The organism is Roseivirga sp. 4D4 (genome assembly GCF_001747095.1).
Lineage (GTDB): Bacteria > Bacteroidota > Bacteroidia > Cytophagales > Cyclobacteriaceae > Roseivirga.
In genome coordinates this window covers 751758-778134 of record NZ_MDGP01000001.1, presented here as the reverse complement: position 1 = coordinate 778134, position 26377 = coordinate 751758, and the positions used below count along the sequence as shown (strand labels likewise).

The window sequence follows — 26377 nt, the reverse complement described above, 5'->3', positions numbered from 1 at the left end:
AAATCACTCGGATGAGCCTGTGTTTTTTTACTGACACCTAATGTGTTATGTTTATATAATCACTAATTCACTGTGTTCAAATTTATTCAAGAGTTAAAAAGACGGAATGTCATTAAGGCAACGATCTCGTATGTCGTCTTTTCTTACGCACTTCTTCAAATAGCCTCCTTATTGGTCGGCATTTTAGAATTGGATAAGGGAATCAATAAGATAGTCTTGATTATCCTCATTATAGCCTTACCCCTTTGGATTGTCTTTGCCTATATCTATGAATGGACGCCTTCCGGTTTCAAGAAGACAAATTCCATTGCGGAAGACAAAAGTATCCATGAGGTAACAAGCAAAAAACTCAACCACTATATCATAGCAGGACTCTTCCTGCTGATTATTCTCTTGGTTGTTGATCGCGTTTTTGACTTTACAGGCAACATAGTTAATAAGTCTAATTCCACACAAGTGATAGTTGTTTTGCCCTTTACCAGCGAAGGTGAAGATGAAGAAGAGTTCTTCAGTTCGGGTATTCATAACGATGTAATGACACGCCTTTCTAATATTGATGACTTCAGGATCATCGCAAGATCAGCCGTAGCTGGGTATAAAGACTATCAAGGCGACCTGAGAACGATCGGTGATCGATTTGATGCCAATTACATTCTTCAAGCCACGGTCAGAAAAAATGGTCAACGGGTAAGAGTGACCGCTGCTTTGATCAATGCGAAAAACAATCAAACTGCATGGTCTAATGTATATGATGGAGAGCTCTCCGATGTTTTTGAATTACAGTCGGATATTTCCATAAAGATCGCTAACCAGCTTGAAGCTAACTTAAGTCAGGAAGAAAAGGATGAATTGAAAGCTTTTCCTACCGATAACATTTCGGCCTACGAGGACTATTTATTGGCAAGACATACTGTTACCAAGCCGAATGCTGGTTATGATGAGTTCAATCAAGGGCTTATTATTTTAGAAAGAGCAGTAGCTGCGGATCCTAAATTTACGAATGCATGGACGCTGATTGCCGAGATACACAGTGTAAGGTATGACATACTGAAAAAGGACCCTAATAACCAAGAAGAGGCCGAAAAGGCTAAGGAGGCTACCTATGAAGCTTTTAAGGTTGCCCAAGCATTAGCACCAAATAACCCAGACCTCCTTTCAACACAGGCATTTATTTTAAAGAACATTGAACAAGATCCTCTTAAAGCACTCTCAGCTTTTGAAAAGGCCATTGAACAAAATCCGAGTGATTACATCTCTTTAAAAGAAGCAGCATTTCTTTACACCTACTTTGATCAACCCATCAAATCAAAGGAGGCATTAGAAAAGGCTTTTGCCTTAACCCAAGACAATGGATTCATCAGTTTTCAGCTGACTTTTGCCTATGAGGTCCTCGGTGAATACGAAAAAATGGTTCCAATTCTGGAGAAACTCGCTAAATACTATCCTGAGGAAAAGCATTACTTAGTGGAAGCCAAATATTACCAGTTCCTGAAAGATGGTAAACTTTCCTCCTTTAACGATTTCAAAGCAACACTTGAGAGTACAACTACAGAATTCCCATGGGATGAACGAGCTGTGAAAAACAAAGAAATGGTGGTGGCCATGTTCAACAATGAATTCGAGAAATATCATGACAAATGGGAAGGTCACATGGCATCTCATACTGCCGATGGACATAATGGATGGGTTTGCCCCATGGTAGCCAATGATAACCTTAATCAAGCAAGGCTTATGCTGACTATGGGAGATCCTACTGAAGGTCAGAAGATGTTGAACGAAGTAGAAAGCATTGTCTTGAAGCCCATAAACCTTTATTCAGTATGCACTTTTGATCCAGATATCTATCTTCCCAAGCTTGATTTTCTCAAAGGAGATACGGAGTTAGCAAAACAAAAGCTAGATGAAGTAGCGTTGCGAGTGATTCAGAATAAAAGCTTTCCTACAGGCGCAGTTGAACGCGCTGTTCTAGTACAGGCATCGGATATGATTGACCCTGGCAAAGTCTATACCTATTACAAGCAGGTGACTGACAACTCTGTTTCTTTCATCAGTTTTGAGGCTATTTGTGCTGAACCCTGGACCTACCCCAACCTGATCAAAGACCCTCGCTTTCAGGAAGAGATTAGAAAAGATGGCAGATTCGTGGAGTTCCTGAGCACATTCGGCTTTTTGAAGTCATAATTCCTCTTACCGCCTCTTTTACCTACAAATGATTCCAGCCATGTCTACCATAAGTCCTCTCCTTTTAAGGAGAGGTGTCCTTGCGAAGGCCCCTATCATTTTGATGGACTAATTGGACGGAGTGGTTGAAAAGCTCAAATGAAAGTCAAAATCTAGTCAATGATGACTAGGGTTTTATTGGCCTTGTTTAATTACACAAATGCCCCATGATTGATTTTTGAAGATTTATCGAGAACTTCCATTTACAACCGCGTTTGTATCATATTAAAATGAGAACCATGACAGACTATATAGACGGCTTTGTCCTGCGAATTCGGAGAGTACATTTAGACGAATACAGACAGGTGGCAGAAAGGGTTGCTGAAATCTGGAAAGAACATGGCGCACTTTCATACTTTGAATATGTCAGTGATGATTTATCATTGGAAGGTGTTCGATCATTCTCGGAAGTGGTTGAGGCCAAGGAATGCGAAGTAATCATTTTTGGCTGGGTCGTCTTTCCTTCGAAAGAAATTCGTGATCAGGCCAATGTTCAGGTTCCAAAGGACCCAAGAATGGCCGATTTAGTTGCGCCTTTGATCGATCCATCAAGGTTGATTTTTAATGCTTCGAGAATGGTTTATGGTGGGTTTCAACCACTCGTGCAATCCAAATAATCACGCGTTAATGGATTGGAGGTTCGACATCACCCTTTGGCCTAGCCACCAAATCGCAATACTACAATACTTTCACTGAGTTCTTCAAAAGTTGACGGATTCAATAGTATTTATCATCTTCCATCAGCACAAACTCCGAGCACACATCCTTGGAGCTATTTTTTAAACCACTAAACCCTACCACAATGAAACTAAAAGCGACACTCTTAGTGCTTAGCATCAGCACACTGCTTATCAGCTATACCGCAACTGAATCAACCGACTCAGTACAGGACAAAAAAGGAATGGTCAAAGTGACCATCATGTACCCCAATGGCGATGGTAATACTTTTGACATGGACTATTATACCAAGAAGCATATGCCCATGGTGGCAGACCTTTTAAAACCCATGAAGTTTTACAAAATAGACAAAGGCATAGGCGGCAGAACACCTGATGAGCCTGTTCCATATCTAGCCATTGGCTACCTATATTTTGACACGCTTTCCGACTACCAGGAGTCTTTCGGTGCCAGCGCACAACAGATTTTGGGAGATATTCCAAACTATACAAATACCCAGCCTGTACTTCAGATTAGTGAAGTGGTTGAATAAAGGCTTACTAGACTTTACATAGCACTCTAAGCCGATGTCAACATCCATCAGAGCTCACCACCAAAAGGCCATTGATCGGCTAGTAGAGACTTATCAGAATGACACTAGGTTTAATGCTTTGATTATTGGTGGCTCCGTGGCCAAGGGTTGTGCCAGAGACGATTCAGATGTTGATTTTTTCATTGTTGCAAATGATAATGAGTTTGACAAAAGAAAGTCAGAAGGCGATCTCTTTATCAATAGAACCGATCTTTGCGATTACCCAGGTGGTTTTGTTGATGGTAAAGTTGTGAGCTATTCTTATCTCCAAGAACTAGCTAATAAGGGAAATGAGCCATCACGGGCCGCCTTTGACGGGGCGTTCATTGCATATTCACACCTGGATGGCCTTTCTAGCATGGTTCAAAGCATACCTGTCTACCAAGAAACGGGGCATAAAGAACGCCTGAAGGCTTTCTATTCAATGGCTTTTATGCAAAACTGGTTAATGGGTGAAGCCAACCGGCACGACAATATATACACGAAGTCACGAGCCGCGACTCAACTAGCCTTCTATGCCGGGCGTTTGATTCTGGCTTATAACAAGGTACTTTATCCCTATCATAAATGGCTGATGCACTACTTGGAAAAATGCCCTGATAAGCCAGACTCTGTGCTAGAAAATATCAAGTCGGTGCTGAACGAACCAAACCTACAAAATGCCAATCGCCTGTTTCAGAGTATTCAAGACTTCAGTGACTGGGGGATCCCCGATCATGATGCATTTTTATGGTTTATGGAAGAAGTGGAATGGAGTTGGATGAATGATAATACCGCTCTCGAAGACCTGTAGTTTAACTAAGTGTAATCTAGGGTCTACTTAGGTTGCAATTAGTGATCTACATTTTTAAGAATCACTTCTCAATGGAACTTTGCCTTGATAAAATCGATTACCTTAACCGAACATTTTTTAAATCTCAAGCCTTATGAGAATACTCATCATCGGTGGAAATGGAACCATAGGAAATCCAGTTGCCACAAAGTTTGCCGAAGCGTACGAAGTAATCATTGCGGGAAGAAATAGCGGTGAAATCAATATAGATATCGCGGACAGCGCTTCCATTCGTGCAGCATTCGAGAAAACCGGAAAACTAGATGCTATTGTGTGTATTGCGGGTGAGGCGAAATGGGCTGCCTTTAACGATCTCTCAGAAGAAGATTACTATATCGGTTTACGCAGCAAACTCATGGGACAAGTAAACGTGGCCCGTATTGGTAGAGAGTTCTTGAATCCTGGAGGATCCATTACCCTTTCCACCGGGATCTTGGCAGATGATCCCGTATTGATGACTACAAGTGCTGCCATGGTCAATGGTGGCGTTCACAGCTTTGTCCAGGCCGCTGCGCTTGAAATGGAGAATGGACATAGAATCAATGCCGTTTCGTTAGGTATGGTAGAGGCTGCCTATGAAAAGTATAAAGGTTACTTCCCTGGACACAATCCAGTACCTATGGATGTCACGGTAAATGCTTATGTTAGAAGTGTCTTTGGCACAGATAATGGCAAAGTTCTGAGATTCTATTGAGGCTAATTTATAACCTCAATGTGTCTCAATCGTTAAATGCTAAGAATAAAAGACTATGGCTGAACTTACTTTAATCTTCGAAGGAACAGATTTTGAATCTAAAATTGTCAAAGGGCGTTTGGAAGACGCTGGTATAAAATCACTAACAAAAAGTGAAACCAATGCCGGGTTAATCTCAGGATTTGGTTCGGTCGATGTTAGTAGAGTTTTTGTCAACCCAGCAGACGTGGATAAGGCTTCAGAACTCATTGAAAAGATGAATTCTGACAAGGAGGCTTAACACCGTTATCACCTTCATTAGCTAACTTAATCTAGTATTAGTTAACTTGGTTGGATGACAACCCCGACCATAATGCCCTCGATCAAAAGAGCCTTAACCTGTTTCTGGCTTCTCACCTTTTCTTCTATTAGCTGTTTAGCACAAAACTACAGAGTGCTCATTACCAATGATGACGGTATATCTTCTCCTTTAATAAAAACCCTTAGCCAAGAGATTAGTAAACTTCCAAACGTTGAGGTTGTCATTTCAGCACCTGCAGAAAACCAATCCGGTAGCAGTCAATCGACTGATGGGCGTGAGTTGACGGTTGAGAAAATCGTGAAAGAAGGTGAATTCTTTGGCTATGCCGTTAGTGGACGCCCAGCGGATGCCGTAAGGTTCGGTTTAAGAGTTCTGGGCAAAGAAAAGCCTTTTGACCTTGTGATCTCTGGGATCAACCGAGGGTCAAATGTGGGCAAACTCTCACATTTATCAGGAACGGTTGGAGCGGGTATGGAAGCTCTATATCATGGTGTCCCAGCCATTGCAGTTTCTCAGGAAGTACGAGGTGTTAATACCGAAACCTCAGCTCAATTTGTAGCACAAATCGTATCTAAATACCAAAAAGATGGTGCACCTAAGGGGGTGGTTATCTCCATCAATATTCCCGCAGGTGAGTTGAAGGGCGTATCCATTAAGCCAATGGGTGAAGCTTATCTTGATATGGGTAATTATGTTTTGAAGAGCGATTCCGGCAGCACAAGTATCTACCAGCAAAGATTGGCTTTAGCCAAGGCAAAGGACACAAATAGCGATACATACGCTTACCAGCAAGGCTATATTACCCTTACTCCTCTAAAGTTTGATTGGACGGCATATGAACTGCTGGATAGCATGGCCGAATGGGATCTAAAAATAAAGAATTGATTTATTGATTTCGATCAAGTAGACTTAGTACCAAGCCTTCTCACTTTTGCGCTTCGAAAAAAGACCAAATGAAGGAAAAGATAAAACGGGCCTATGAAGAGTTGGCCGATAGCTACAGTGCTCACATAGATCACAAACCTCACAACGCCTATTACGATCGCCCAAACACCCTGAGTTTAGTAGGAAATGTAAAAGGTAAAAAGGTCCTAGATGCGGCCTGTGGACCTGGCAAGTATGCTGAAATCTTGATGAATCAAGGTGCAGAGGTCACAGGTTTTGATCTTAGCCCTAAGATGATTGAAAACTCCAAAGCTCGAAACCCAAATCGGGGTAATTTCTTCGTGCATGACCTTGAAAAACCGCTGAATTCTTTATCAGACGAGACTTTCGACATAGTACTAAGCGCCTTGGCGATGCACTATATTGAAAACTGGGAACAAACCATCCGAGAATTCAATCGCGTGCTCAAACCCAAGGGGCAATTGATCATTTCCATTGAACACCCATTTTTCGAGCATTTATATTTTAAATCAGAACGATACTTTGAAGTAGAGCCTGTCAAGTGTACCTGGAATGGTTTCGACCGGCCAGTTGAAATCAACAGTTATAGAAGGCCTCTCCAAGAATGTTTAAACCCCTTACTTGAGAATGGTTTTACCTTAGACAAATTATTAGAGCCAAAGCCTGTCGAAGCTTTTGAGGCCTTGGACCCAAAGCATTTCAACGAGTTAAATGCTTTCCCTGCTTTTATGTGTATGCGTGCATTAAAAAGGGGTTAAGCTCTAAGACTTTTACCTCACCAAAACCTATTGATTTTGGTTATCCGCTAACAAGTGACCAAATTCAAGGAAACAGTCGGTTGAGGCTATGAATAGAAAAGATTTTGTGAAAATGTGTGGGATCCTGGGCATTGGTGTCCCATTTCAACTCTCATTGAATGCGTGCAGCAATGATGATGCCCCTAACCCAGAGTTCAATGGCAGAGTGGTCATTATTGGTGCTGGAGCTGGCGGCATGTCAGCAGGCTACCTCCTTAGTCAGCTAAATATTGATTTCGAAATTCTTGAAGCATCTTCAATCAACGGTGGTCGCATGAGAATAGATACAGATTTCGCAGACTTTCCCATACCGCTTGGGGCCGAATGGCTAGAGACCAATGTGGGTGTTTTGGGAGAAATTGTCAACGATTCTTCTGTCCAAGTCGACATTGATACGGTTTCAGACGCCCCCGACCTGAAGTTTGTCAATTCTTCTTGGTATTCCTTCTTCCAGGAATACATCCTCCCCTCTGTCTCTTCCAAAATCAATTATAAGACAGTGGTCGAGTCCATAGACTATTCAGGCGATCAGGTTATAGTCCGTACGGCTAGTCAAGAGTACACGGCTGACAAAGTAGTTGTTGCCGTCCCGCTTAGAATACTTCAATTGGGTAATATCAATTTCACTCCACAACTACCGACTGACAAACTTAATGCAATCAATAGTCCTACCGTTTGGGAAGGTTTCAAAGCATTTTTTGAGTTCTCTCAAGATTTCTATGGAGATGGACATGCCTTTAATATTTCACCCGAAACAGACGGTCAGAAGATATACTATAATGCATCTCTTGGACAAAACACCACCAAAAACATCTTAGGTCTTTTCACGGTAGGTAAACCTGCTCAGGATTTGATCACTAAAACTGGAGATGAACTAAGAGACTATATCCTCAACGAACTAGATGGATTGTTTAACAATCAGGCCACCCCTAGCTACATAAAGCACATTACTCAAAACTGGAATGATGAGCCTTACATACAAGGAGGATATTTGACAGACCATGCCAACTGGCGTACTGTTAGAACCCTTGGGGAACCAGTGGCCGATAAAATCTACTTTGCTGGGGGTGCTTACACTGATGGGGAAGATTGGGTATCTGTTCATCTGGCGGCAAAATCGGCCCGTGAAGCAGTCACCAGACTCACTAACTAAGACAAGCGACAAAGGATATTGACGCGACCTTTGTGAGAGTTCTTTTAAAAGGATCAATAAATTCTTCAAACTAACAGCCTGAAGACAATATTTCTTTGTCAAAAGGCTAATTTCGGGATCGAACAGATGATACACTACTTCTGAACATGAGTGAAATAACGATCCGTATTGGAGGAGTTCCAGAACACTTTAACCTACCGATTCATTTGGCGACTGAGGATGGTTCTTTTGCCAAGAGTGGCATAAACCTGCAATGGACTGACTTTCCGGGTGGTACAGGTCAAATGACCAAAGCCCTCAGAGAAGATGAGGTCGACCTATGCATACTCCTTACGGAGGGCATGATTACGGATATAATCAAAGGCAATCCCAGTAAGATTATCAGCGAATACGTGATCACTCCATTGACCTGGGGAATTCATACAGGCTTGGAAAATCCATTAGAAGCGTATGATAATATCTTTGATAAGCAACATGCCATCAGTCGGTTCGGGTCTGGTTCTCATCTTATTTCCATTGTCAATGCCAATAGTAAAGGTCAAACCATCCGTCCTGATCAATTCACTGTAATCAATAATCTTGATGGTGCACTGGCCTCACTGAACGCACTGGAGACAGATGTATTCTACTGGGAAAAGTACACCACCAAACCCTATGTAGACTCAGGCCAGATCAGAAGAATTGGTGAATACCTCACTCCCTGGCCTTGCTTTGTAATCGCTGCTACGGATAAGATTCTGGAAAGACACCCTAAAGTCATAGATGAGTTGCTAGATATTATTCAGGCCAGCTGTCATCATTTCATGCAAGACGAAAGTGTCATGCCTATCGCCAGCAAGCGATACCATCAGGAACTAAAGGATATTGAAAGGTGGTACCATAGTACAGAGTGGGCACCGGATAGCTGGGTAAGTGACAAGATGATAAAGAGCGTCATATTCCATCTCGAAGCGGCCAGTATCATCGAAAAGAACCAACCCATTCCTGAACTCATTTGGAAGCGATAAAGTCTAAGCGATTGCTTATTTTTAAGGATAACCTTAAACTATGAAAGCCTCATCTTCTTTTCTTTGCCTATTCCTTATAGGTCTTAGTTTTTCTTGTCAAACCAATGCTCCTCAAGCTCCGACAACCACCAGGTATAACGATCTCGTATCTCTATTTACAGATTGGAGGGCATTCGAGAATCCCCCCCTATTGGATGGAGCACCGGACTATACCGCATCGACATTCGATGCGAGGTGGGATGACTTTCTGAATTTAAGAAGCCGACTCAATAGTATAGATACGAGCAGTTGGCCGGTAAGTGAAAAAGTAGATTGGATGGTTGTCTGGGCAGAAATGAATGGATATGAATTCAACTACAAAACTTTAAAACCATGGGTTCGCGATCCTGCTTACTACAAATCAGTCTGGATGTCTCGAAGCGATGTCCCCGCTCACGAAGGACCTACTCACCATGCAACAACCGAAGTCTGGACCTACGATTTTCCATTGAATCAAACCCAACGAACGGCTTTCCTAAACGACTTAAAAGTAATTCCTTCACTCAATACTCAGGCACAACAAAATCTAACAGGTAATGCCCGGGACCTATGGATCACAGGCATTAGAGATATCAGAACACAAAGCACCAATCTGATAGGCTTAAAAGCATTACCGGGTATCGCTGAGGATTCAGAAATCATCTCTGCCATTGATGCCGCAATTGCTTCAACTGACGACCTGGTCAGCTGGCTTGAAGCAGAGTCTTCATCCAAAACTGGACCCTCTGGTATTGGAAAAGATGCCTACTCATGGTATTTACAAAATGTACATCTGGTACCTATGACCTGGGAAGATGAAGTCATGCTTTTAAAAACAGAGTTAGCGGGTGCCTGGTCAGCCCTGAAGCTGGAGGAACACAAGAATAGGAATTTACCTCAACTAGAGGCAGCAGATTCTCCGGAAGCCTATGATAGGTTAGCCGATCAGGCCGCTAATAATTTGATGGATTTTCTTGAAAACCAAGAGATTATCACGGTTAAAGATTACTTCGAACCGGCCCTTAGAGAGCATTTGGGCTCATTTGTTCCCGAAGAAACCCGAAACTTCTTTTGGATCGCAACACATTATGATCCACGCCCATTGTATTCACACTTTTATCACTGGTTCGAACTAGCGATCATGGACAACGAACCACATGAAAGTGAGATTAGAAAGGGGCCATCGCTCTATAACATATTCGACTCAAGAAATGAAGGAATGGCTACGGCTGTTGAAGAACTCTTTATGGATGCGGGGCTTTATGAAGACTCTCCACGATCGAGGGAAATTGTCTATATCATGATTGCCCAAAGAGCCGCCCGTGGCTTGGGTTCACTGTACGCCCATGCCAACGAAATGACCATGGAAGAAGCGGGAGGCATTCACTCGGAATACACACCACGTGGATGGATGAAAACTGAAAAAGAGCTTCTCATTTTTGAACAGCACCTCTATTTGAGACAGCCTGGCTATGGGACCAGTTATATCACAGGTAAGCATTTAGTCAAAAATGCTTTGGCTGAATTTGCAAGAATGAAGGAAGCTAAGAACGAACCTTTTGTTGTCAAGGAGTTTTTCGATCGGATGAATGCTATTGGAAGTGTTCCAACAGCAATGGGCCATTGGCAGCTAACCGGTATAAACCCATTTGAGCAAAAGTAAGGCTACTGAATATCTTTAATAATGGCTTTATAAGCTTCCTCATCACCATTAAAGGCGGCATTGATGATGCGATCAACTAGTTTGCTTAGGGCACTACCCTCTTTGGCATTCAAAGTACTCAGCACATCTTCTATCTCTGTACTCTGATAGACCTTTAGTTCCATTAGTCTTGGAACCAACTCTTGAATCAATTCCAGTTCGGCTGTGCTTAGTGCTTGCTCCTCTCGGTCTACTGTCGGTTCATCAGTGAGTAATTGGGCATTGACGTTTGGCAAGGTAAACCAAAACTTAGCACCCTTATCAGGTTCCGAAATCACACCTATGTCGCCCTTATGTGCCCTTATGGCGAGTTGACAGAAGGCTAAACCAAGACCTGTTGATCTTGATCGACCAACCTCTTTACCTTCCAATTGAACATAACGATCAAAGATGGCTTGTTGCTTGTCCTTAGGAATTCCTGGTCCTTCATCTTCTACAGAGAAGTATAGTTGTCCTTCATTGTTCACTAATATTTCAACAGTCACTTTCGAATTAGCAGGTGAATATTTGATGGCATTGGTTAACAAATTGACTACTACTCTTTCCAGCAGCTCCTCATCCATCTCAGTTTTAAGCTCTTCATAAGCGATTAGCTGAAAATCAATACTCTTTTCATCAATTCCATCTTGGACATCTTCTATTGCCTGATTAACTACCTCATTAAAACTACCATGAACAAGACTTAGCTGAACATTCGCCTCCTCAAACTTTTGAACGTCAAGCATATTCAGTACTAAATTGAGCATGCGCTTAGCAAGGGTTGCGACCTTTTTTTCACCAGATCGAATGATGACACTTAACGGGTTTTTCAAATCATGCGCGATCATTGATGTCATATCTTCTTTGAACTGCCCCAATTCGATCAACTTTTGATTGTTTGTTTTTAGCTCTTCTGCCTGAATTGCTATTTCATCTTTCTGCATGATGATTTCCTGAGTACGCTCCTCAACGAGTCTCTCTAAGCGTTCTTTCTCCTTCAAAAGCCTGTGCGTATATGCCCTAACGATAATCCAAATGGCAAGAATAATCAGAAGGCCATATCCACCGAATGCCAAGGTACTTCTGTACCAAGGTGCATAAACTCTAAATTCAAACGTTGCTATTTCTCCCTCATGACCATATATGTTCTTAGACCTGACTTTAAATGTATATCTGCCTTCCGAGAGATTGGTATACTCTTTATAAGTACTCGTACTCCAGTCACTCCAGCTTTCTTCATAACCTTCCAGTTGATATCTAAAAAGGTTTTTTTCTGAATCCTCAAAAGAAAGAGCACTGAAGTCAAACGATATTGAATTGTTTTTATAGTCGAGTCCCGAACCGTTATCAAGAAATGCCTGCGCAAATGTCACCCCTCCAAACAAGACCTGATCACCTGTTTTCACTTGACTCATGACTGTTTTGAAAGGTGTTATTTCTTTGGGCACCCAATCGGGGTGATACTGAATTAAGCCCTCCGGGCCAACGAACAACACAGTGTTATCTGGAAGTGGGTAGATTTTTTGTGTCTGAAAATCATTGATTTTGGCAAATGAGGTGGTATCCAAGGAATAACCATCGTCATCCTTGGTAAACCGAACTTTGCGTCCAGCTGTAACGGTATACACATTACCATTTGGTGTCTGTTCTAAGATTCGATATTTATCACCTCCCACTAAACCCTCGAAAGGTTCAAAGAGCATGAAAGTATCTTTCTCTGCGTGATATTCGAAATAGTAGTCATCTCCAACGAAGAGTATTCCGTTCTTAGCTTCTGGGAAAACCACCACCTGATTGGCATCCATTCTAGGTAAGCCATGCTCGGGCCCAAAAGTCTTCATCTCTACGATTGAATCCAGTGCTGCATTTAGCTTGACTCTTCTTAGTGTATCCAAACCATCACCCATCCATATATAACCTGCATTATCCTCACCAATGACTGGGACATTTCCCCAAAACCCCTCTATCTGAGCCTCTCCAACTAGTTTTCCGTTTTTCAGTCCAAGTAAAAACAAATGATTATTGAAACCGTGTACAATGTATTTGCCGGGTCGTGTGGGAAGTGGTGCCAAACCCCAAGGTTCTGCCGGTATAACCTTTTCGCTTGGTCCATTCATATTCACCTTAACAATCGCATTGCCAATGGAAGCATAGAGCTTATCATCTATGATATCCAGATCCCAGGTTTCTTGTTGGGACGATTCGATTTGCTTAAAGGAATTTCCCTCCGAATACTTTATACCCCATGTCGTACCTAAAAAAAGCGTATCATTCTTAAGCATAGCACTCAGCAGGCCGGCATCAACTCCTGTTTTTTCATCGGCCATGGTGAATGGACTGTTAAGCATTACATAAGTCAAGCCTTTGTTTGTAGCCACCCAGTAATTCCCTGACTTGTCGACAAAACCTTTTCTCACCGCATTGTCTGAAAGGCCATCACGCTTTCTGAGGTGATGAATAACATTGAATCTTTCATCGGTTATAATCAACCCATCATTTGCCGAATTCATAGCATAACCGTAACCTGAAATTGGTACGATATCCATGACAAAAACGCCCCTCAATAGTTTCTTCAGGTTATCGAAGACGGGGCCCTCTGCCCTTACCGCTCCCTCATCGCTAAAGATTAAAGCATCACCGGTATATTCTATCAATAGGAGTTTATCATCCTCCCATGGCACCAATCCACTTGTCGTTGATCTAGGCATTGTCGCCTTTTCCCCACCTTTTACTAACTGAAAATCTCCATCTTCATAGGTATACAAGCCGGAAACGGGCAATAGGTAATAAACACGGTTGTTAACCATGTAACCTCTATTGATATTACCTCTTTCATTGCCAGCAAGAATTACCTCAATCTCATCATTGAAATACCTTACAACAAAATAAGGAGTCATAAAAAACACCCCCTCATCGGTGATATGGGTCTTATAAAAGTCGGGATTAGAATTCCTGTAGTCCTCCGGGACTTGGTCAATCAGTGACGTGAATTTGTGAGCTCCAAGACTATCTGTTTCCAAATATCCAAGATCACCGATGCCACCGACATAGATTCTTCCATTGCTATCCTTAGCTAATGACCTAACGGTATTGAAATTGCTTAGAAGCGTGGTATTCCAGTGCTTACCATCAAAGGTCAATATTCCTGTTTTGCTAGCGAAGTACATTAGCCCATCATCGCCTTGAAGTACATCCCAGTTCTGGCCCAATCCGTCATAATCCTTCGGGTTATAGGCCTGTAGATACGGCAGACCATACAGGTATGACTGCTGAGCAGTGACTTCAGAAGCAGCAAAGGCAATCAGCAAACTGAGAAAGACTATCCGTGTTATGACGTGACGTATCATGGTAAATGGCTAATCAATTTGTTCGATTACTTCTCTCAAATTCTCTTCTTCGGGAATATGCAGCTTCCTTTTCAACCGATACAAGGCTGTCCTGCTGCTACCAGAAGTGATGTTCAACAAGCGCGCGATCTCCTTGTTGTCCATTCTGAGCTTGATGTAGGCACAAATCTTTAAGTCTTTATGGGTAAGTTCATTTGAGATCTCTGTAAGCCGATCGAAGAAATGTGGGTTTACCTCTTCAAAATGCATCTTGAAGGTATCCCAACTACTATCAAGGTCTAAATCGTTTGAGATCTGACGCTTGAGTTGTTTTACTTGGTATCGTAATTCTTCCGTACTGATATCTGGTAAAGAAGACTCCAAACGAACTACTTTACCATGTAACTGCCCTAACAGACTATTCTTCTCTACAATGAGCATAGAAGTTGTGCTGAGCTTCCTGTTCTTCAGGTCTATCTCGCTTTGCAACAGCTCATTAATCGCCAATTGTTGCGCTTTAAGTCTCAAAGCTGTATTGATTCGAGCACTCAGTTCAATGAAATCTACAGGCTTGCGCACATAGTCTACAGCCCCTGCCTCTAATGCCGTTTGAAGGTCTTCGGAATTTGTCATTTTTCCCGTGGCCATAATCACTGGTATATCCTGTGTTGAAGAATCGTCCTTAAGTATACGAATTGCCTCCAGTCCATCCATAACTGGCATATCCCAATCCATCAAAATCAGGTCAGGTAATTCCTGCTTGGCAACACGGACACCGTTCAAACCATTGTTGGCATTGATTACATTAAAATTGATATGATGAGATTTGAGCTCATCTGCAATCATGCGAATGATATCACGATTATCATCAATGATCAAAATCGTTTTTCGTTCCATTGTGTTTTGGCTGTGCTATGAAACTAGCAATACTTTTGGTAGCAATCCAAGTTTAACTATTAATCGTTCAAGCTTTCCGACCTGTCAAAACGTAGACATGAGAGCTATTAAGGCAGAAATGATATGGAATCTTACCAATTCTCATGTTGACAGTTTGTTGACGCAGCAGTTCGTAATTATGCCATATCGAAAGAAATCCTGACAGCATAAACCACTGGCTTCGATCCGAATTAAAATGGCACAAGCGTCACTTTTTAGGAGCAGGCTTCCCTCCTGTCCCCTTAAGATTCACTAGCTTGTTCAGAATATCAAACCAGAAGGGACTTCCCATGGATACCGCGAATCCAGTGATGACCAAGCCCACAATTTTCATGAGGAAAATCAGTACATAGTTCCAAAAACCCAAATCGTCTTTGGACTTCTTCAAAGACAAAACGAAAGAATCCCAACCGAGCGGTAGACTCAAAGCTTTGAGCTCGGCATTAACCTCTTTTAAATTAGAGACGCTTCCCTTAATCTCATTAATTAAAACCATTCCGTCCTGGCCGATCACAACAGAATCCGTATTCTGGGCAAGAGCAGAACGCTCCATTACCTGTTCATAAAAAGCGACAGTCAGTGAATCCTGCGTACTCCTTGAGGCTTGCTCCACCAGTGCATCACGGACGTCCTTATTGTTATAAAGGTATTTCGAAAGCGTAATGGTGTCTGCGTTAAATAGGAACACTACAGTGAATGAAAATACCAATAGCCACTTTTGCTGCATATTCCGGTAGGTGCCTCCCACCCTAATCATACAGTTATCAAACCAATCTCCAACGCCTTTCTTTACCTCAAGCAACTCATCAATCACTTCATCCTTTTTGGCTTTGATATAGTTCTGTGCTTTGGTTTCTGCCTCGGTAATTTGCTGAAGGATATTTCTTTTCAAATCATTGGGAAGCAACTGCGATTTCTCAAAGGCACCTTTGATTTCGTTGACAGTATAAGTAACCCCATTGCCGTCTTCTTGATTCACGATATCAAATAGGGCATCAACAAAGTTCTGATCAGGTATGTAAGCTGGCTTCCGCCCTTTTTTCACTAAGGTTTTGATCAAATCATGATCTAGGAGTTTATCAGCTAAGCCTTCCTTCTCGAAAGTATCTTTTAACCAAGCCTCTAAGTTATGTGCGCGAAGACTTAGTGATTTTGAGCGAATTTCTAAGAGGATAGAAACTACAATACTGAGCAAAAAATAGATGAATATTATACCGATTACCAGGTCGAGAAATCCTAATCCAGTCATTGTGTGTAAGGTTGATTCCAGACTAAGATAAGCCTTTTTGAAAATTGAGTAAAGTGCTTACCTCAAAAGTCAATTCTTTAAATTAATCTGGTAGGTATAGTGCTTTGACTGTTTAACAGGCTCAGACTTGCTCTTGCTCACCTTTGAGGTAATTTGATAGTTGATCTTTTGGGTTTTCGGTTTAACCGAGGGGAGCTTAAAGTCAACTTTTAGTTTCTTGTGAGCCGTAACATTTCTGCCTTTATTGAAAGCCCTCTCGAACTTCAAAAGCTTGATTAGGCGAACCACTTCCTCATCACAACCATAACCGAGGCTTGTCAATATTTTAATGTTAGAGGTTCTTCCCAAACCATCAACATCATAAGCCGCTTCAACAGCACCTTCAATCTTTTCATCCAATGCTGATTGTGGGTACTTAAGGTTCTTTTCAATAAATGATTTAAGTGCGCTTTCACCCCCGCGATAACGAGGCATTTTCAAGGGCTTATCTTTTCTAGGTTTAGACATCAGTCTAGTTTAAACCTCCTGATTTCTATGGGTTTAACTTTAGATAAATCCAGATTCTTTTCCTGATCATAAGCTTGCCAAGGACTATTGGCCAAGTAATAGAAATAGCCATCTTTAACCTGACCCAGGGTTGGTTCTCCCAAACTCTCTCCTCCTCTATTGATGATCCTTTCCGACTCAATATTAAGGCCAGATGCATTTAAAAAGTATTGCACAACTCTATAAGGCTTTGTCCCATTATGAATCGCTATCAAGCTATTGTCATAGTAGTACAACCCATCAATTCCTTTCAAAAGGCTTGATTCGGGGGCAAAGACATCATCGATGTCGGTGTCATTGATGTCGATCCTGAAAAGCCCCTTAATGTAGTCTGAGACATATAAGTAATTCTCATCATCGGTGAGTGTTAGACCCTGTAGGTTGAAGTAACCATCTGACAAATCAAATTGCTTGCGATTGAAGGCACCTAAGTAGTCGGAAGTATCAGTGTTATCTCTACTAAGGAAAGGCGTCATGCTGTTTGATAGCCAAAGCCTATTTTCCTGATCAACTTCGAGGTCTCCAATAATTGATTCTTCATCGTAAGATATGCCTTGAATGATCTTACCAGTGTTAAGATCTATTTGTAATACAACCGATTTTCCATTGTCAGCCTGCTCAAAGCCTTTCATCTCCGGCATAGCAGCTGTGCTCACCCAAAGATTACCTCTGGCAAAATCAGCCTTCATACCCAAAACGGCATATGGTGTTTCAACCCAATCGGTAACCTTGCCATCAAGGCCCACTTTAACGATTTTCTTTTCACGAACGCTCCCGAGCAACATCTCCCCATTTTTGAGAATCACAAAGCTTTCAGGGTGCAAGTGACCAGCGTCAATCGTCATGTACAACTCATCGTTCACCTCTTCCTCGGCCAACCTGGTCTGAAGTGCAATGAGTCTTTTGTAATTCTTATGAGTTCTAACATTGTCAAAGTCCGGATTGTCGACAAAGTTGAAAGTGGCATCCATCAGTAGCATCTGGTTCAACTTTTGAATACTACGAATCTTCCTTCCTGTTAAAGCCCATGCAGCCGCCAGTTTAGGAACTATGGCTGGATGATTGGGTCTCATTTCATCCGCTTTGCGGATATTCTCTAAAAAGAGTTCGTAGTTCTTTGCTTCATATGCCGAGGTGGCAGCAGTATAGTAATCTTGAAGACTCTTTTCTTCCTGAGCGAATAGACTAAAAGATAAGACTAAAGCGAAACCCAGATATAATGATTTCATATCAACAAAATTAGGCCAAAAAAATAATTCCAGCTTGGGCTGGAATTATGGGTAGTCCAGATGAAGGAGTTTCCAAAACATCTTTCTGACTCATAAACAGTTCATACGGACTTTACCCTTAGGAGGTTGGCACAATCAATTCTACTCGTCCCTTTACCACTTATATAATCTTGGATTAGGCCTTTTGCCATAAAGGCTTTTTGAATTAATTTCAGACACTTCTAACCTTAAAATTATGATGATTAGAGTCCTCAAGAATATTCGATTTTTATCGCTTTTCGCACTGGTAGCACTCCTTGGTGCTCAAGATGCACAAGCGCAACGCATACCTGATCAGGTAGTAGAAAGTATCAAGTTCAGAGAAATTGGCCCAACACGACAAGGTGGACGTTATGTCGACTTTGCAGTGGTAGACAGAGCACCTAAAGTAATTTACGCGGCTACAGCCTCTGGTGGTTTATGGAAAACTATCAACAATGGCCAGTCATGGAATTCCATTTTTGATAATGAAAATATCATTTCTATCGGTGCTGTTGCTGTGGATCAGCAAGACACCAGCATTGTATGGGTAGGGACTGGAGAAGCTAATAACTCCAGAAGTTCATACTGGGGCAATGGTATTTACAAATCTACCAATGGTGGACAGAGCTGGACCAATATGGGGCTTCCGGAGTCTCATCATATTGGTAGAATCCTAATTGATCCGAACAACTCGGATGTGGTTTATGTCGCAGCATTAGGCCACTTATATTCAGAAAATCCTGAAAGAGGACTTTACAAGACGACCGATGGAGGTAAGACTTGGACTAAGTCTCTTGAAGTAAAAAGAAAAGATGGCAAGTACATCGGTGTGGTTGATATGGCGATGAGCCCAGACGATCCTAATGCACTGATTGCCGCAGCTTACGATAAAATCAGAAGACCCTGGACCTTTAACGAAGGTGGCGAGGGTAGCGGCATTTATAAATCTACCGATGCTGGTAAAACCTGGAGCAAACTTTCTAACGGACTACCAGGCGGATTCCTTGGAAGAATTGGTGTAGCTTATGCTCCTGGCAATTCAAACGTGGTGTATGCCAATATTGAAAATGTCAATGTGAAAGGGATCTCTGACAAAGAGCGTAGAAATATGCTCGAAGTTGGTATTCCTCTAAAAAGAGGTCAACGCGTTGACGGTGTACAGATGTACCGTTCAGACGATGGTGGATCTACTTGGAGAATGATTAGCCCTGAGGGGGTCGACATTGGAGGAGCTCCTTCTTATTACTATCAGCAAGTACGAGTCGATCCAAACGATGAAGATCATGTTTATGTAATCGGTATTCGCGTTTGGGAATCCAAGGATGGAGGAGACAACTGGGACACTGCCTTCCGCTTTGGTGGTGACAACCATGCTATGTGGATCGATCCAGATGATTCTGACCACTTTATCTTAGGCTATGACCATGGAATGGGAATCACCTATGATGCTGGAAAGACCTGGTATCACCCAGATGAAATTCCATTGGCACAGTTCTATGCAGTGGGTGTAGATATGGACTACCCTTATAATGTTTATGGTGGGCTTCAAGACAATGGTTCAGTAAAAGGACCAAGCACTATGAAAGATGGTAGTGCCATCAATTATGAGCAATGGGCTCGTGTAGGTGGTGGAGACGGTATGTATAATGTGGTAGATCCAAGCAACAACCGTTACCTGTATAATGAATCTCAATTCGGTCCACTAAGACGAATGGATATGGAAACGGGTGAATCGAAAGGTATCCGATATTCAAACCGTAGTATGCGTTGGAACTGGAATGCCCCAATCATGGTATCTCAGCATAATACAGATGTGATCTACCATGCAGGTAATAAGTTGTTAAAATCATCATTCCGTGGTGAAAATTGGGAAGAGATCAGCCCTGATTTGAGTAAAAATGATGCTGTAAAAGCAGCAGGAACGGGCAACATCCAATACGGAACGATTACTACCATTGATGAGTCTCCTTTGGATCCTGATGAACTCTGGGTAGGCACAGACGATGGCAATGTTCAAATGACTTTGGACGGTGGTAAAAACTGGACGCTCCTCAATGATAACATACCAAACAATCCAGAATACTGGGTAACCCGAGTAGAAGTATCTAATCACTTCCCTGGCACTGCCTATGTTACTTTCAATGGTATGAGAAGAGATGATTTTACCGCCTATGTCTATAAGACAACTGATCATGGCAAAACATGGACATCTATTGCCAATGGTATTCCTGCAGAAGCTGTCAATGTGATTAGAGAAGATCATAAAAATCCTAACCTCCTGTTTGTAGGAACAGAATTGGGAACTCATGCGAGTGTTGACGGTGGTAAAAACTGGACAAAGTTCATGACCAATATGCCGACCAACCCGGCCTATGATATGTTGATTCACCCAAGAGAGAACGAGTTGGTGGTTGCAACACATGGACGTGGTATTTTCATTGCTGATATTTCTCCGCTTCAAGGTATGACCGCTGAAGTAATGAATAGCGGTATGGAATTATTCGACATTACGCCTAGTGTTCAATATATCAGAGGCTTAAGAAATGTATCTGCCTACACCAACTTCAATGGAGAAAGCAGAAGACCTGGCTCTCATATGTATTTCTACAGTGCTAATGGTGGCAAGGCAACGCTTAAGATCATGCAAGGTCAGCGTGAATTATACAAAATGGAAATTGACGCAGATGCAGGCCTCAATCATGCCATTTGGCCTTTTACTAGAATTATCAGTGAACGTTCTCAAAAAGATCTTGATAATATGGCTGCTCGTTTCAAGAGATTCGGTATGTCTGATGCGCAGATTGCCTCACGCATGGAAACTGCCAAGTACATTACAGGTCCTGTTGGCCCTGGCACTTACCAGGTAGTATTAGAATCTGGAGGAAAGACCATCACAAAAGATGCGATTGTCCTAAAAGATCATTGGACGAATAAGTAATCACATAGATTCCAAGGAGCCCATTCTGATATTCAGGATGGGCTTTTTATTTTTAGCCTAAACCATAACAGCTTATGATTGGATTAACAACCGAAAGACTATTATTCAGACAGTGGCAACCTAGTGACTACCAAATATTCTCTGATTTTTACACCAAGAAAGAGAATGCCCAATATGTAGGTGGTATCAAAGGGCCTGAAGACTCTTGGCGTCTGATGGCTACTTATGTCGGCCATTATATACTCAAGGGCTATTCCTATCTCGCTGTTGAAGAGAAAAGTACAAAGCAACTGATCGGTACTGTGGGGCTTTGGAATTCAGAACCCTGGCCAGAGAAAGAGCTAGGCTATTGGTTATTACCTGAAGCACAGGGCAAAGGCTTTGGCTTAGAGGCTGGAATCGCTGTTCGTGATTATGCCCTAGAAATCCTCAACTTTGACTCACTTGTTAGCTATATTGATCCATCAAACAAAGCATCAGTGCAGTTGGCTACACGTTTGGGTGCCAAATATGATACAACGCTCGATCTCCTTGACTTTGGACCACATGCTGTCTACCGGTATAAGTGACATACGTATTCAATGACTTCAAAATCAATAACATGACTTCCCCTATACTCCCAGTTAGCAAAGAGGAATACCCTGAGATAGTAGAAGTATGGGAAGCCTCTGTCAGAGCGACTCATCATTTTCTTCCAGAGGCGGACATTCAATACTTTAAACCTCTTATTCTAAATACTTACCTGGATGCTGTTGAGCTACGTTGCATCAAAGATTCTGAAGGTAAAGTCCTGGGTTTTTTGGGTGTTGCTGAAAGAAGTATTGAAATGCTCTTTATGCATCCAAGTGTAATTGGAAAGGGTTTGGGAAGACAATTATTAAACTATGCCATTGAACATTTCAAGGCTTTCAAAGTGGACGTCAATGAGCAGAACCCAGAAGCTGTAAAGTTTTATCAGCACTGTGGATTTGAGGTGGTCAGCCGTTCTCCTTTAGACCCATTGGGTAAACCCTACCCTATTTTGCATCTCAGTTTATGAATCTTTAACGCTTCACCCTCTAGAATGCCCGAAATATTTATTTACTTCGTGCGCGTAAAATGCATATCGAATGAGAGGCGTGAATAAATTGGTACTGGCTATTGCTGTTTTACTGCTTGCCGCAAGCTGTAACAAGAAGGATGTTCCTCAGAAAGATTACTTCTTTACTTTCAAAGTAAAGATGAGTAAAAAGATCACTGAGCCAACCATTATTAACGGTTACTACGGTACAATGAACCTGTACAAAGGAGACTTTTCTGTAAGCGACTCAACCAATACCAAGCAACCTGTTCCGGCTACTTATGAGATATTGCTTTTTGAGACGAGTCAAAAGGACGTGATTGATGCGACATCTTACCTTAAAGATGGAAAACTCTTCTACGACCTGAAGAAAATCAAGAAAGCCAAAGTAGAAGCAAAGTTCATCATTACACCCAATAAGAGCGGTTTCTATCAATTTGATCCGAATGATGCAGACTACCTGGCCCTTATTTGTATCAACAAACGGACAGGCTACTATCCTGGTGGAATGGCCACTTTGCCCTCTCCGAATGGATCGACTCGCAAGCTGGATATGCGTGTAGATTATCAGGCGACTTTTTAAGTCAAAACTTTCCTTCCATAGCTCATTAGAATCAACGAAATTGATGGTTTAGCTTAACGCCTTGCCACAAGTAGAAATTGATCTTTCCCCTGCCGAAAATTGGTTCCAGTCCAAAGGATGGAAGTCTTTTCCTTTTCAAAGAAAGACATGGAATGCTTACCTATCAGGTAAGAGCGGACTGCTCAATGCTCCTACAGGTAGTGGTAAGACTTATGCCATCTGGTTAGGAGCCGTACTCGAGGCACTCAATGACCCCAAGCCTGCCAAAGGGCTTCAGATTATTTGGGTTACACCCCTCAGGGCTCTGGCCAAAGATATTCAGGCAGCGATGCAGGAGGTCAGTAATGACCTCGAGTTAGGCTGGAACATAGCCCTCCGAACAGGTGACACTACCCAAGCAGAACGCCAGAGGCAAAAGAAGCATATGCCTGAGGCTATGGTGACCACCCCTGAAAGCATCCACATTCTCTTGGCTCAAAAAGATGCTGTCAAGACATTCAGCTCGGTTAAAGCGGTAATTGTAGATGAATGGCATGAGTTAATTGGTGGCAAACGTGGAGTCCAAATGGAACTGGCCTTGGCTTATATGCGCCATTTGAAAGACAAGCCGATTAAAACTTGGGCGATTTCGGCTACCATAGGCAATCTGGAAGAAGCAGCTAAAGTACTCTTAGGTGAGCAATATGAGACCTGCGAAACGATCAGGGCTAACGTAGACAAGAAGATCGAGATTGAATCTATTCTTCCAGATTCGGTAAAGACATTGCCATGGGCGGGTCATTTGGGTATTCATCTTTTACCACGTGTTGTTCCCATTTTAGAGCAGCATACCTCCACCCTGATGTTTACGAATGTGAGGTCGCAAACAGAGATCTGGTATCAGAAAATGATGATGCAGCTTCCAGAGTATGCCGGGCTTGTAGCCATGCATCATGGCTCTTTAGATTTAGGTGTTAGGCAATGGGTGGAAGATCGACTACATACAGGCAAGCTTAAATGTGTGGTTTGTACTTCGAGTTTGGACCTTGGGGTCGACTTTCGACCAGTGGATATGGTCATTCAAGTAGGTGGCCCCAAAGGCATAGCACGGTTCTTTCAGCGTGCTGGGCGCAGTGGGCATCGGCCTGGGGCCACAAGTAAAGTATATTTTCTTCCGACACATTCTCTGGAGTTGATTGAAGCGGCTGTTTTAAAGGAGGCCATCGACAAGAAGCAGTTCGAAAGCCGAACACCTCTTACGAAATGCTTTGACGTATTAATACAGTATTTGGTCACCTTGGCGGTAGGCCCTGGTTTCTATCAGGAAGAAACCTATAGACAGGTCAAATCTTCTCACGCCTACCAAGACCTTAGCTTAGCGGAATGGCAGTGGTGCCTTGAGTTTATCACAACCGGTGGTAGTACATTAAGTGCCTATGACGAATACGCCAAAGTAGAAATTGAGTCAGACGGCAAATACAAGGTAAACAACCGGAGAACAGCCATGCGCCATAGAATGTCCATGGGTACCATTGTCTCAGACCCCATGGTTAAGGTCAAATATCAAACGGGGGGATATATCGGCACGGTGGAGGAAATATTCATTGCCGGATTAAAGCCGGGACAAACCTTTTGGTTCGCAGGAAGAAGTCTAGAACTGATTCGAGTGAAAGACATGACGGCTCAAGTCAAAAAGTCCAAGAAGAAAACGGGACCTATACCGCGCTGGGGCGGTGGCAAAGCATCATTCACCTCTCTCCTTTCTCATGGTCTCCGAAGGAAACTTGAGGATGCAGCCAATGGTATTTATGAAGGTCCCGAAATGAATGCCATAAAGCCGCTATTGGAAAAACATCGGGAACTATCTGCCTTACCATTGTCCAATCAATTGCTGATAGAGCAATTGCGATCTGATGAGGGCACTCACTTCTTTATTTATCCTCTGGAAGGGAAATACATCCATGAAGTGCTGGCTGCGCTTTGTGCTTATAGGATTAGTGTGAGTCAACCCATCACCTTTTCGATCGCATCGAACGATTATGGTTTTGAGCTACTCACCGATCAGGAGATAGAAATTGAAGACTTCCTTGAGCTTGACTTATTCTCTCGTGAAAACCTCTTGGACGACATTTATGCAAGCATCAATAACACCGAGATGGCTAAGCGAAAATTTAGAGATATCGCCACTATCGCTGGACTGATTTTTCAGGGTTACCCAGGCAAAGGAATTACAAATAGACACCTTCAGGCCTCATCAAGCATGATCTTCAAAGTGTTTGAAGATTATGACCCAGAGAACCTTTTGATGAAACAAGCGAATGAGGAAGTACTATCCCTCCAGTTTGAAAAGTCACGGCTGAACGAATCTTTAGAACGTATCAATCAGCAGGAAATAGTGATCAAGAAACTACTGAAACCCTCTCCACTTTGTTTCCCGATTATGGTCGATCGCTTCAGGGAAAGATATACTTCTGAGAAGTTGTCTGATCAAATTGAGAAGATGCAAATCGAGTTTGACTAGTGAACAAACTCTTCCTGAAAGTTTGATAGGAAGGCCTCAATATGTGGTTTGTTCCTGTTCTCTTCCTTAACCACCAGATAGTGCCTTCGCTTCAAACCATTCTTCCCTATTCTCTTAAAGACTAGGTCATCCGGTAGTTTGTAAGACTTAAGGCTCCATTTAGGAAGACATACAACACCCATATTGGCATTAACCATTTCCAATGAAACCTCGGTGAAAGGGATCGCTGTCACTTTCCGAGGAATAATCTTATTAGGTTTTAGGAAATGCTCATAAACTGATACGCTCTCCAGCGGAAAGGAATTTATGATCAAATTCAAATCAGCAAAGTGACTTACATCCAAATATTCATGATCGCTGAACCGATGTTCATTGTGCATGATCACAAAGATTTCATCCTCCAACACTTTCATTTTGAACAATGAGTCAGTGGCAGGCTCAGTGGTCACAATGGCAATATCGACTTGATTAGAAAGCACTTGCGAAATGGTCTGTTGCGATCCATCAAGTGCCAAATCTATCTCGATTTCAGGATAGAGCAATGCCATTTTTTGAACAAAGGCGGGCAGTCCATGAAAAAAAGACTGGCACTCAGCACTCAGCCTAATGGTTCCTTTTGAGCCTTCTTTGATCTGCTTAATGTTACTAAAACCGGCATCGATCTTCTCAAAAAGCTCGTTTGCAAGCTTATGCAGCTCTTTGCCTTCATTGGTCAGCTGCCAGTTGTTTCTGCTTCGCTGGAAGACTTTGAAGCCAAGCCGCTCTTCCAATTCACGTAATTGATGACTTAGGGCAGACTGGGTCAAAAAGAGTTTTTCCGAAGAGTTGGCGATGTTACCCTCCTCTGCAATGGTCTTGATTAATCGAAAGTACTTCAGCTCCATAACTTCAATTTACTACAGTTTATAATCGCTTGTAGTTGAAAATAATTCAACAAGGCTGTCAAAAGGCCTCAATCTCAAAATCTTGTAAGCTCTGTTCAAGACCATAGGTTTGAAAAAAGAAATAGAAATGAATTATGAAACTTCATGCATAGACTGTTGTCAGGTAAAAGATCACGAACACTTAGGTCTTTGGAAACTAACGCTGCTCCGTTTGAAGGAATATCTTACTTCAATTGAAGTAGCGGGT

22 protein-coding genes are annotated in these 26377 nt (G+C 42.3%); 16 read left to right on the top strand and 6 right to left on the bottom strand.

Going from position 1 to position 26377, the window contains the following annotated elements:
* Window positions 1-72: 72 nt before the first annotated feature.
* From BFP97_RS03375 to BFP97_RS03325, 11 genes are all read left to right on the top strand, one after another.
* Window positions 73-2181: a tetratricopeptide repeat protein gene (locus BFP97_RS03375; RefSeq protein ID WP_170827392.1), complete on the top strand. Its 2109-nt coding sequence runs from the start codon at window positions 73-75 to the stop codon at window positions 2179-2181.
* Between the two features lie 278 nt (window positions 2182-2459).
* Window positions 2460-2837, top strand: a complete 378-nt coding sequence (locus BFP97_RS03370) for a DUF1428 domain-containing protein (protein ID WP_069844185.1) — start codon at window positions 2460-2462, stop codon at window positions 2835-2837.
* A gap of 185 nt (window positions 2838-3022) precedes the next feature.
* Window positions 3023-3430 carry an EthD family reductase gene (locus tag BFP97_RS03365; protein ID WP_069841055.1) on the top strand — a complete coding sequence of 136 codons (408 nt, stop codon included), beginning with the start codon at window positions 3023-3025 and terminating at the stop codon, window positions 3428-3430.
* A gap of 34 nt (window positions 3431-3464) precedes the next feature.
* A complete protein-coding gene (locus tag BFP97_RS03360) occupies window positions 3465-4262 on the top strand; it encodes a nucleotidyltransferase domain-containing protein (RefSeq protein WP_069841054.1) in 798 nt (265 codons plus the stop codon).
* 133 nt (window positions 4263-4395) lie between these two features.
* The gene (locus BFP97_RS03355) at window positions 4396-4995 is read left to right on the top strand and encodes a short chain dehydrogenase (protein WP_069841053.1); all 600 of its coding nucleotides are present in this window, start codon (window positions 4396-4398) and stop codon (window positions 4993-4995) included.
* 55 nt (window positions 4996-5050) lie between these two features.
* Complete coding sequence (locus BFP97_RS03350) at window positions 5051-5275, top strand: putative signal transducing protein (RefSeq protein WP_069841052.1); 225 nt, start codon at window positions 5051-5053, stop codon at window positions 5273-5275.
* A 72-nt stretch (window positions 5276-5347) separates the two neighbouring features.
* The gene (gene surE, locus BFP97_RS03345) at window positions 5348-6181 is read left to right on the top strand and encodes a 5'/3'-nucleotidase SurE (protein ID WP_069841051.1); all 834 of its coding nucleotides are present in this window, start codon (window positions 5348-5350) and stop codon (window positions 6179-6181) included.
* A 68-nt stretch (window positions 6182-6249) separates the two neighbouring features.
* Window positions 6250-6960 carry a class I SAM-dependent methyltransferase gene (locus BFP97_RS03340; protein WP_069841050.1) on the top strand — a complete coding sequence of 237 codons (711 nt, stop codon included), beginning with the start codon at window positions 6250-6252 and terminating at the stop codon, window positions 6958-6960.
* Window positions 6961-7048: 88 nt separating this feature from the next.
* Window positions 7049-8152 (top strand): flavin monoamine oxidase family protein, encoded by a 1104-nt coding sequence (locus BFP97_RS03335; protein WP_083262406.1) that lies wholly within the window; start codon window positions 7049-7051, stop codon window positions 8150-8152.
* Between the two features lie 146 nt (window positions 8153-8298).
* Entirely contained in the window at window positions 8299-9159 is an 861-nt protein-coding gene (locus BFP97_RS03330; protein WP_069841049.1) for a substrate-binding domain-containing protein, read from the top strand.
* A 40-nt stretch (window positions 9160-9199) separates the two neighbouring features.
* On the top strand, window positions 9200-10840 hold the full coding sequence (locus BFP97_RS03325) for a hypothetical protein (RefSeq protein WP_069841048.1): 1641 nt from the start codon (window positions 9200-9202) through the stop codon (window positions 10838-10840).
* A 2-nt stretch (window positions 10841-10842) separates the two neighbouring features.
* Here BFP97_RS03325 and BFP97_RS03320 read toward each other — a convergent pair whose 3' ends face one another.
* From BFP97_RS03320 to BFP97_RS03300, 5 genes are all read right to left on the bottom strand, one after another.
* Window positions 10843-14205: an ATP-binding protein gene (locus tag BFP97_RS03320; protein WP_083262405.1), complete on the bottom strand. Its 3363-nt coding sequence runs from the start codon at window positions 14203-14205 to the stop codon at window positions 10843-10845.
* Between the two features lie 9 nt (window positions 14206-14214).
* Window positions 14215-15081 carry a response regulator gene (locus BFP97_RS03315; protein ID WP_069841046.1) on the bottom strand — a complete coding sequence of 289 codons (867 nt, stop codon included), beginning with the start codon at window positions 15079-15081 and terminating at the stop codon, window positions 14215-14217.
* Window positions 15082-15328: 247 nt separating this feature from the next.
* Window positions 15329-16369 (bottom strand): hypothetical protein, encoded by a 1041-nt coding sequence (locus BFP97_RS03310; protein WP_069841045.1) that lies wholly within the window; start codon window positions 16367-16369, stop codon window positions 15329-15331.
* 69 nt (window positions 16370-16438) lie between these two features.
* The gene (locus tag BFP97_RS03305; protein WP_069841044.1) at window positions 16439-16876 is read right to left on the bottom strand and encodes an energy transducer TonB; all 438 of its coding nucleotides are present in this window, start codon (window positions 16874-16876) and stop codon (window positions 16439-16441) included.
* Window positions 16876-18144 carry a hypothetical protein gene (locus BFP97_RS03300; RefSeq protein WP_069841043.1) on the bottom strand — a complete coding sequence of 423 codons (1269 nt, stop codon included), beginning with the start codon at window positions 18142-18144 and terminating at the stop codon, window positions 16876-16878. The genes BFP97_RS03305 and BFP97_RS03300 overlap by 1 nt, the downstream gene beginning before the upstream one ends.
* Window positions 18145-18379: 235 nt before the next feature.
* Between BFP97_RS03300 and BFP97_RS03295 the strand changes: the two genes are divergently transcribed.
* The 5 genes from BFP97_RS03295 to BFP97_RS03275 all read left to right on the top strand — a co-directional run bounded on the left by BFP97_RS03295 (window position 18380) and on the right by BFP97_RS03275 (window position 25246).
* On the top strand, window positions 18380-21103 hold the full coding sequence (locus BFP97_RS03295) for a WD40/YVTN/BNR-like repeat-containing protein (protein WP_069841042.1): 2724 nt from the start codon (window positions 18380-18382) through the stop codon (window positions 21101-21103).
* A 74-nt stretch (window positions 21104-21177) separates the two neighbouring features.
* Window positions 21178-21672, top strand: a complete 495-nt coding sequence (locus BFP97_RS03290; protein ID WP_069841041.1) for a GNAT family N-acetyltransferase — start codon at window positions 21178-21180, stop codon at window positions 21670-21672.
* 32 nt (window positions 21673-21704) lie between these two features.
* Complete coding sequence (locus BFP97_RS03285; protein ID WP_069844183.1) at window positions 21705-22142, top strand: GNAT family N-acetyltransferase; 438 nt, start codon at window positions 21705-21707, stop codon at window positions 22140-22142.
* Window positions 22143-22212: 70 nt separating this feature from the next.
* The gene (locus tag BFP97_RS03280; RefSeq protein WP_069841040.1) at window positions 22213-22746 is read left to right on the top strand and encodes a hypothetical protein; all 534 of its coding nucleotides are present in this window, start codon (window positions 22213-22215) and stop codon (window positions 22744-22746) included.
* 61 nt (window positions 22747-22807) lie between these two features.
* The gene (locus BFP97_RS03275; protein WP_069841039.1) at window positions 22808-25246 is read left to right on the top strand and encodes a ligase-associated DNA damage response DEXH box helicase; all 2439 of its coding nucleotides are present in this window, start codon (window positions 22808-22810) and stop codon (window positions 25244-25246) included.
* Here BFP97_RS03275 and BFP97_RS03270 read toward each other — a convergent pair.
* On the bottom strand, window positions 25243-26130 hold the full coding sequence (locus tag BFP97_RS03270) for a LysR family transcriptional regulator (RefSeq protein WP_069841038.1): 888 nt from the start codon (window positions 26128-26130) through the stop codon (window positions 25243-25245). The genes BFP97_RS03275 and BFP97_RS03270 overlap by 4 nt on opposite strands.
* Between the last annotated feature and the right edge of the window lie 247 nt (window positions 26131-26377).

Coding starts and splice junctions, on each gene's coding strand:
- BFP97_RS03350 (WP_069841052.1), top strand. CDS start 5,051: ATGGCTGAACTTACTTTAATCTTCGAAGGAACAGATTTTGAATCTAAA.
- BFP97_RS03330 (WP_069841049.1), top strand. CDS start 8,299: ATGAGTGAAATAACGATCCGTATTGGAGGAGTTCCAGAACACTTTAAC.
- BFP97_RS03360 (WP_069841054.1), top strand. CDS start 3,465: ATGTCAACATCCATCAGAGCTCACCACCAAAAGGCCATTGATCGGCTA.
- surE (WP_069841051.1), top strand. CDS start 5,348: ATGCCCTCGATCAAAAGAGCCTTAACCTGTTTCTGGCTTCTCACCTTT.
- BFP97_RS03305 (WP_069841044.1), bottom strand. CDS start 16,876: ATGTCTAAACCTAGAAAAGATAAGCCCTTGAAAATGCCTCGTTATCGC.
- BFP97_RS03320 (WP_083262405.1), bottom strand. CDS start 14,205: ATGATACGTCACGTCATAACACGGATAGTCTTTCTCAGTTTGCTGATT.
- BFP97_RS03270 (WP_069841038.1), bottom strand. CDS start 26,130: ATGGAGCTGAAGTACTTTCGATTAATCAAGACCATTGCAGAGGAGGGT.
- BFP97_RS03280 (WP_069841040.1), top strand. CDS start 22,213: ATGAGAGGCGTGAATAAATTGGTACTGGCTATTGCTGTTTTACTGCTT.
- BFP97_RS03295 (WP_069841042.1), top strand. CDS start 18,380: ATGATGATTAGAGTCCTCAAGAATATTCGATTTTTATCGCTTTTCGCA.
- BFP97_RS03340 (WP_069841050.1), top strand. CDS start 6,250: ATGAAGGAAAAGATAAAACGGGCCTATGAAGAGTTGGCCGATAGCTAC.
- BFP97_RS03310 (WP_069841045.1), bottom strand. CDS start 16,369: ATGACTGGATTAGGATTTCTCGACCTGGTAATCGGTATAATATTCATC.
- BFP97_RS03315 (WP_069841046.1), bottom strand. CDS start 15,081: ATGGAACGAAAAACGATTTTGATCATTGATGATAATCGTGATATCATT.
- BFP97_RS03355 (WP_069841053.1), top strand. CDS start 4,396: ATGAGAATACTCATCATCGGTGGAAATGGAACCATAGGAAATCCAGTT.
- BFP97_RS03290 (WP_069841041.1), top strand. CDS start 21,178: ATGATTGGATTAACAACCGAAAGACTATTATTCAGACAGTGGCAACCT.
- BFP97_RS03365 (WP_069841055.1), top strand. CDS start 3,023: ATGAAACTAAAAGCGACACTCTTAGTGCTTAGCATCAGCACACTGCTT.
- BFP97_RS03285 (WP_069844183.1), top strand. CDS start 21,705: ATGACTTCCCCTATACTCCCAGTTAGCAAAGAGGAATACCCTGAGATA.
- BFP97_RS03335 (WP_083262406.1), top strand. CDS start 7,049: ATGAATAGAAAAGATTTTGTGAAAATGTGTGGGATCCTGGGCATTGGT.
- BFP97_RS03325 (WP_069841048.1), top strand. CDS start 9,200: ATGAAAGCCTCATCTTCTTTTCTTTGCCTATTCCTTATAGGTCTTAGT.
- BFP97_RS03370 (WP_069844185.1), top strand. CDS start 2,460: ATGACAGACTATATAGACGGCTTTGTCCTGCGAATTCGGAGAGTACAT.
- BFP97_RS03300 (WP_069841043.1), bottom strand. CDS start 18,144: ATGAAATCATTATATCTGGGTTTCGCTTTAGTCTTATCTTTTAGTCTA.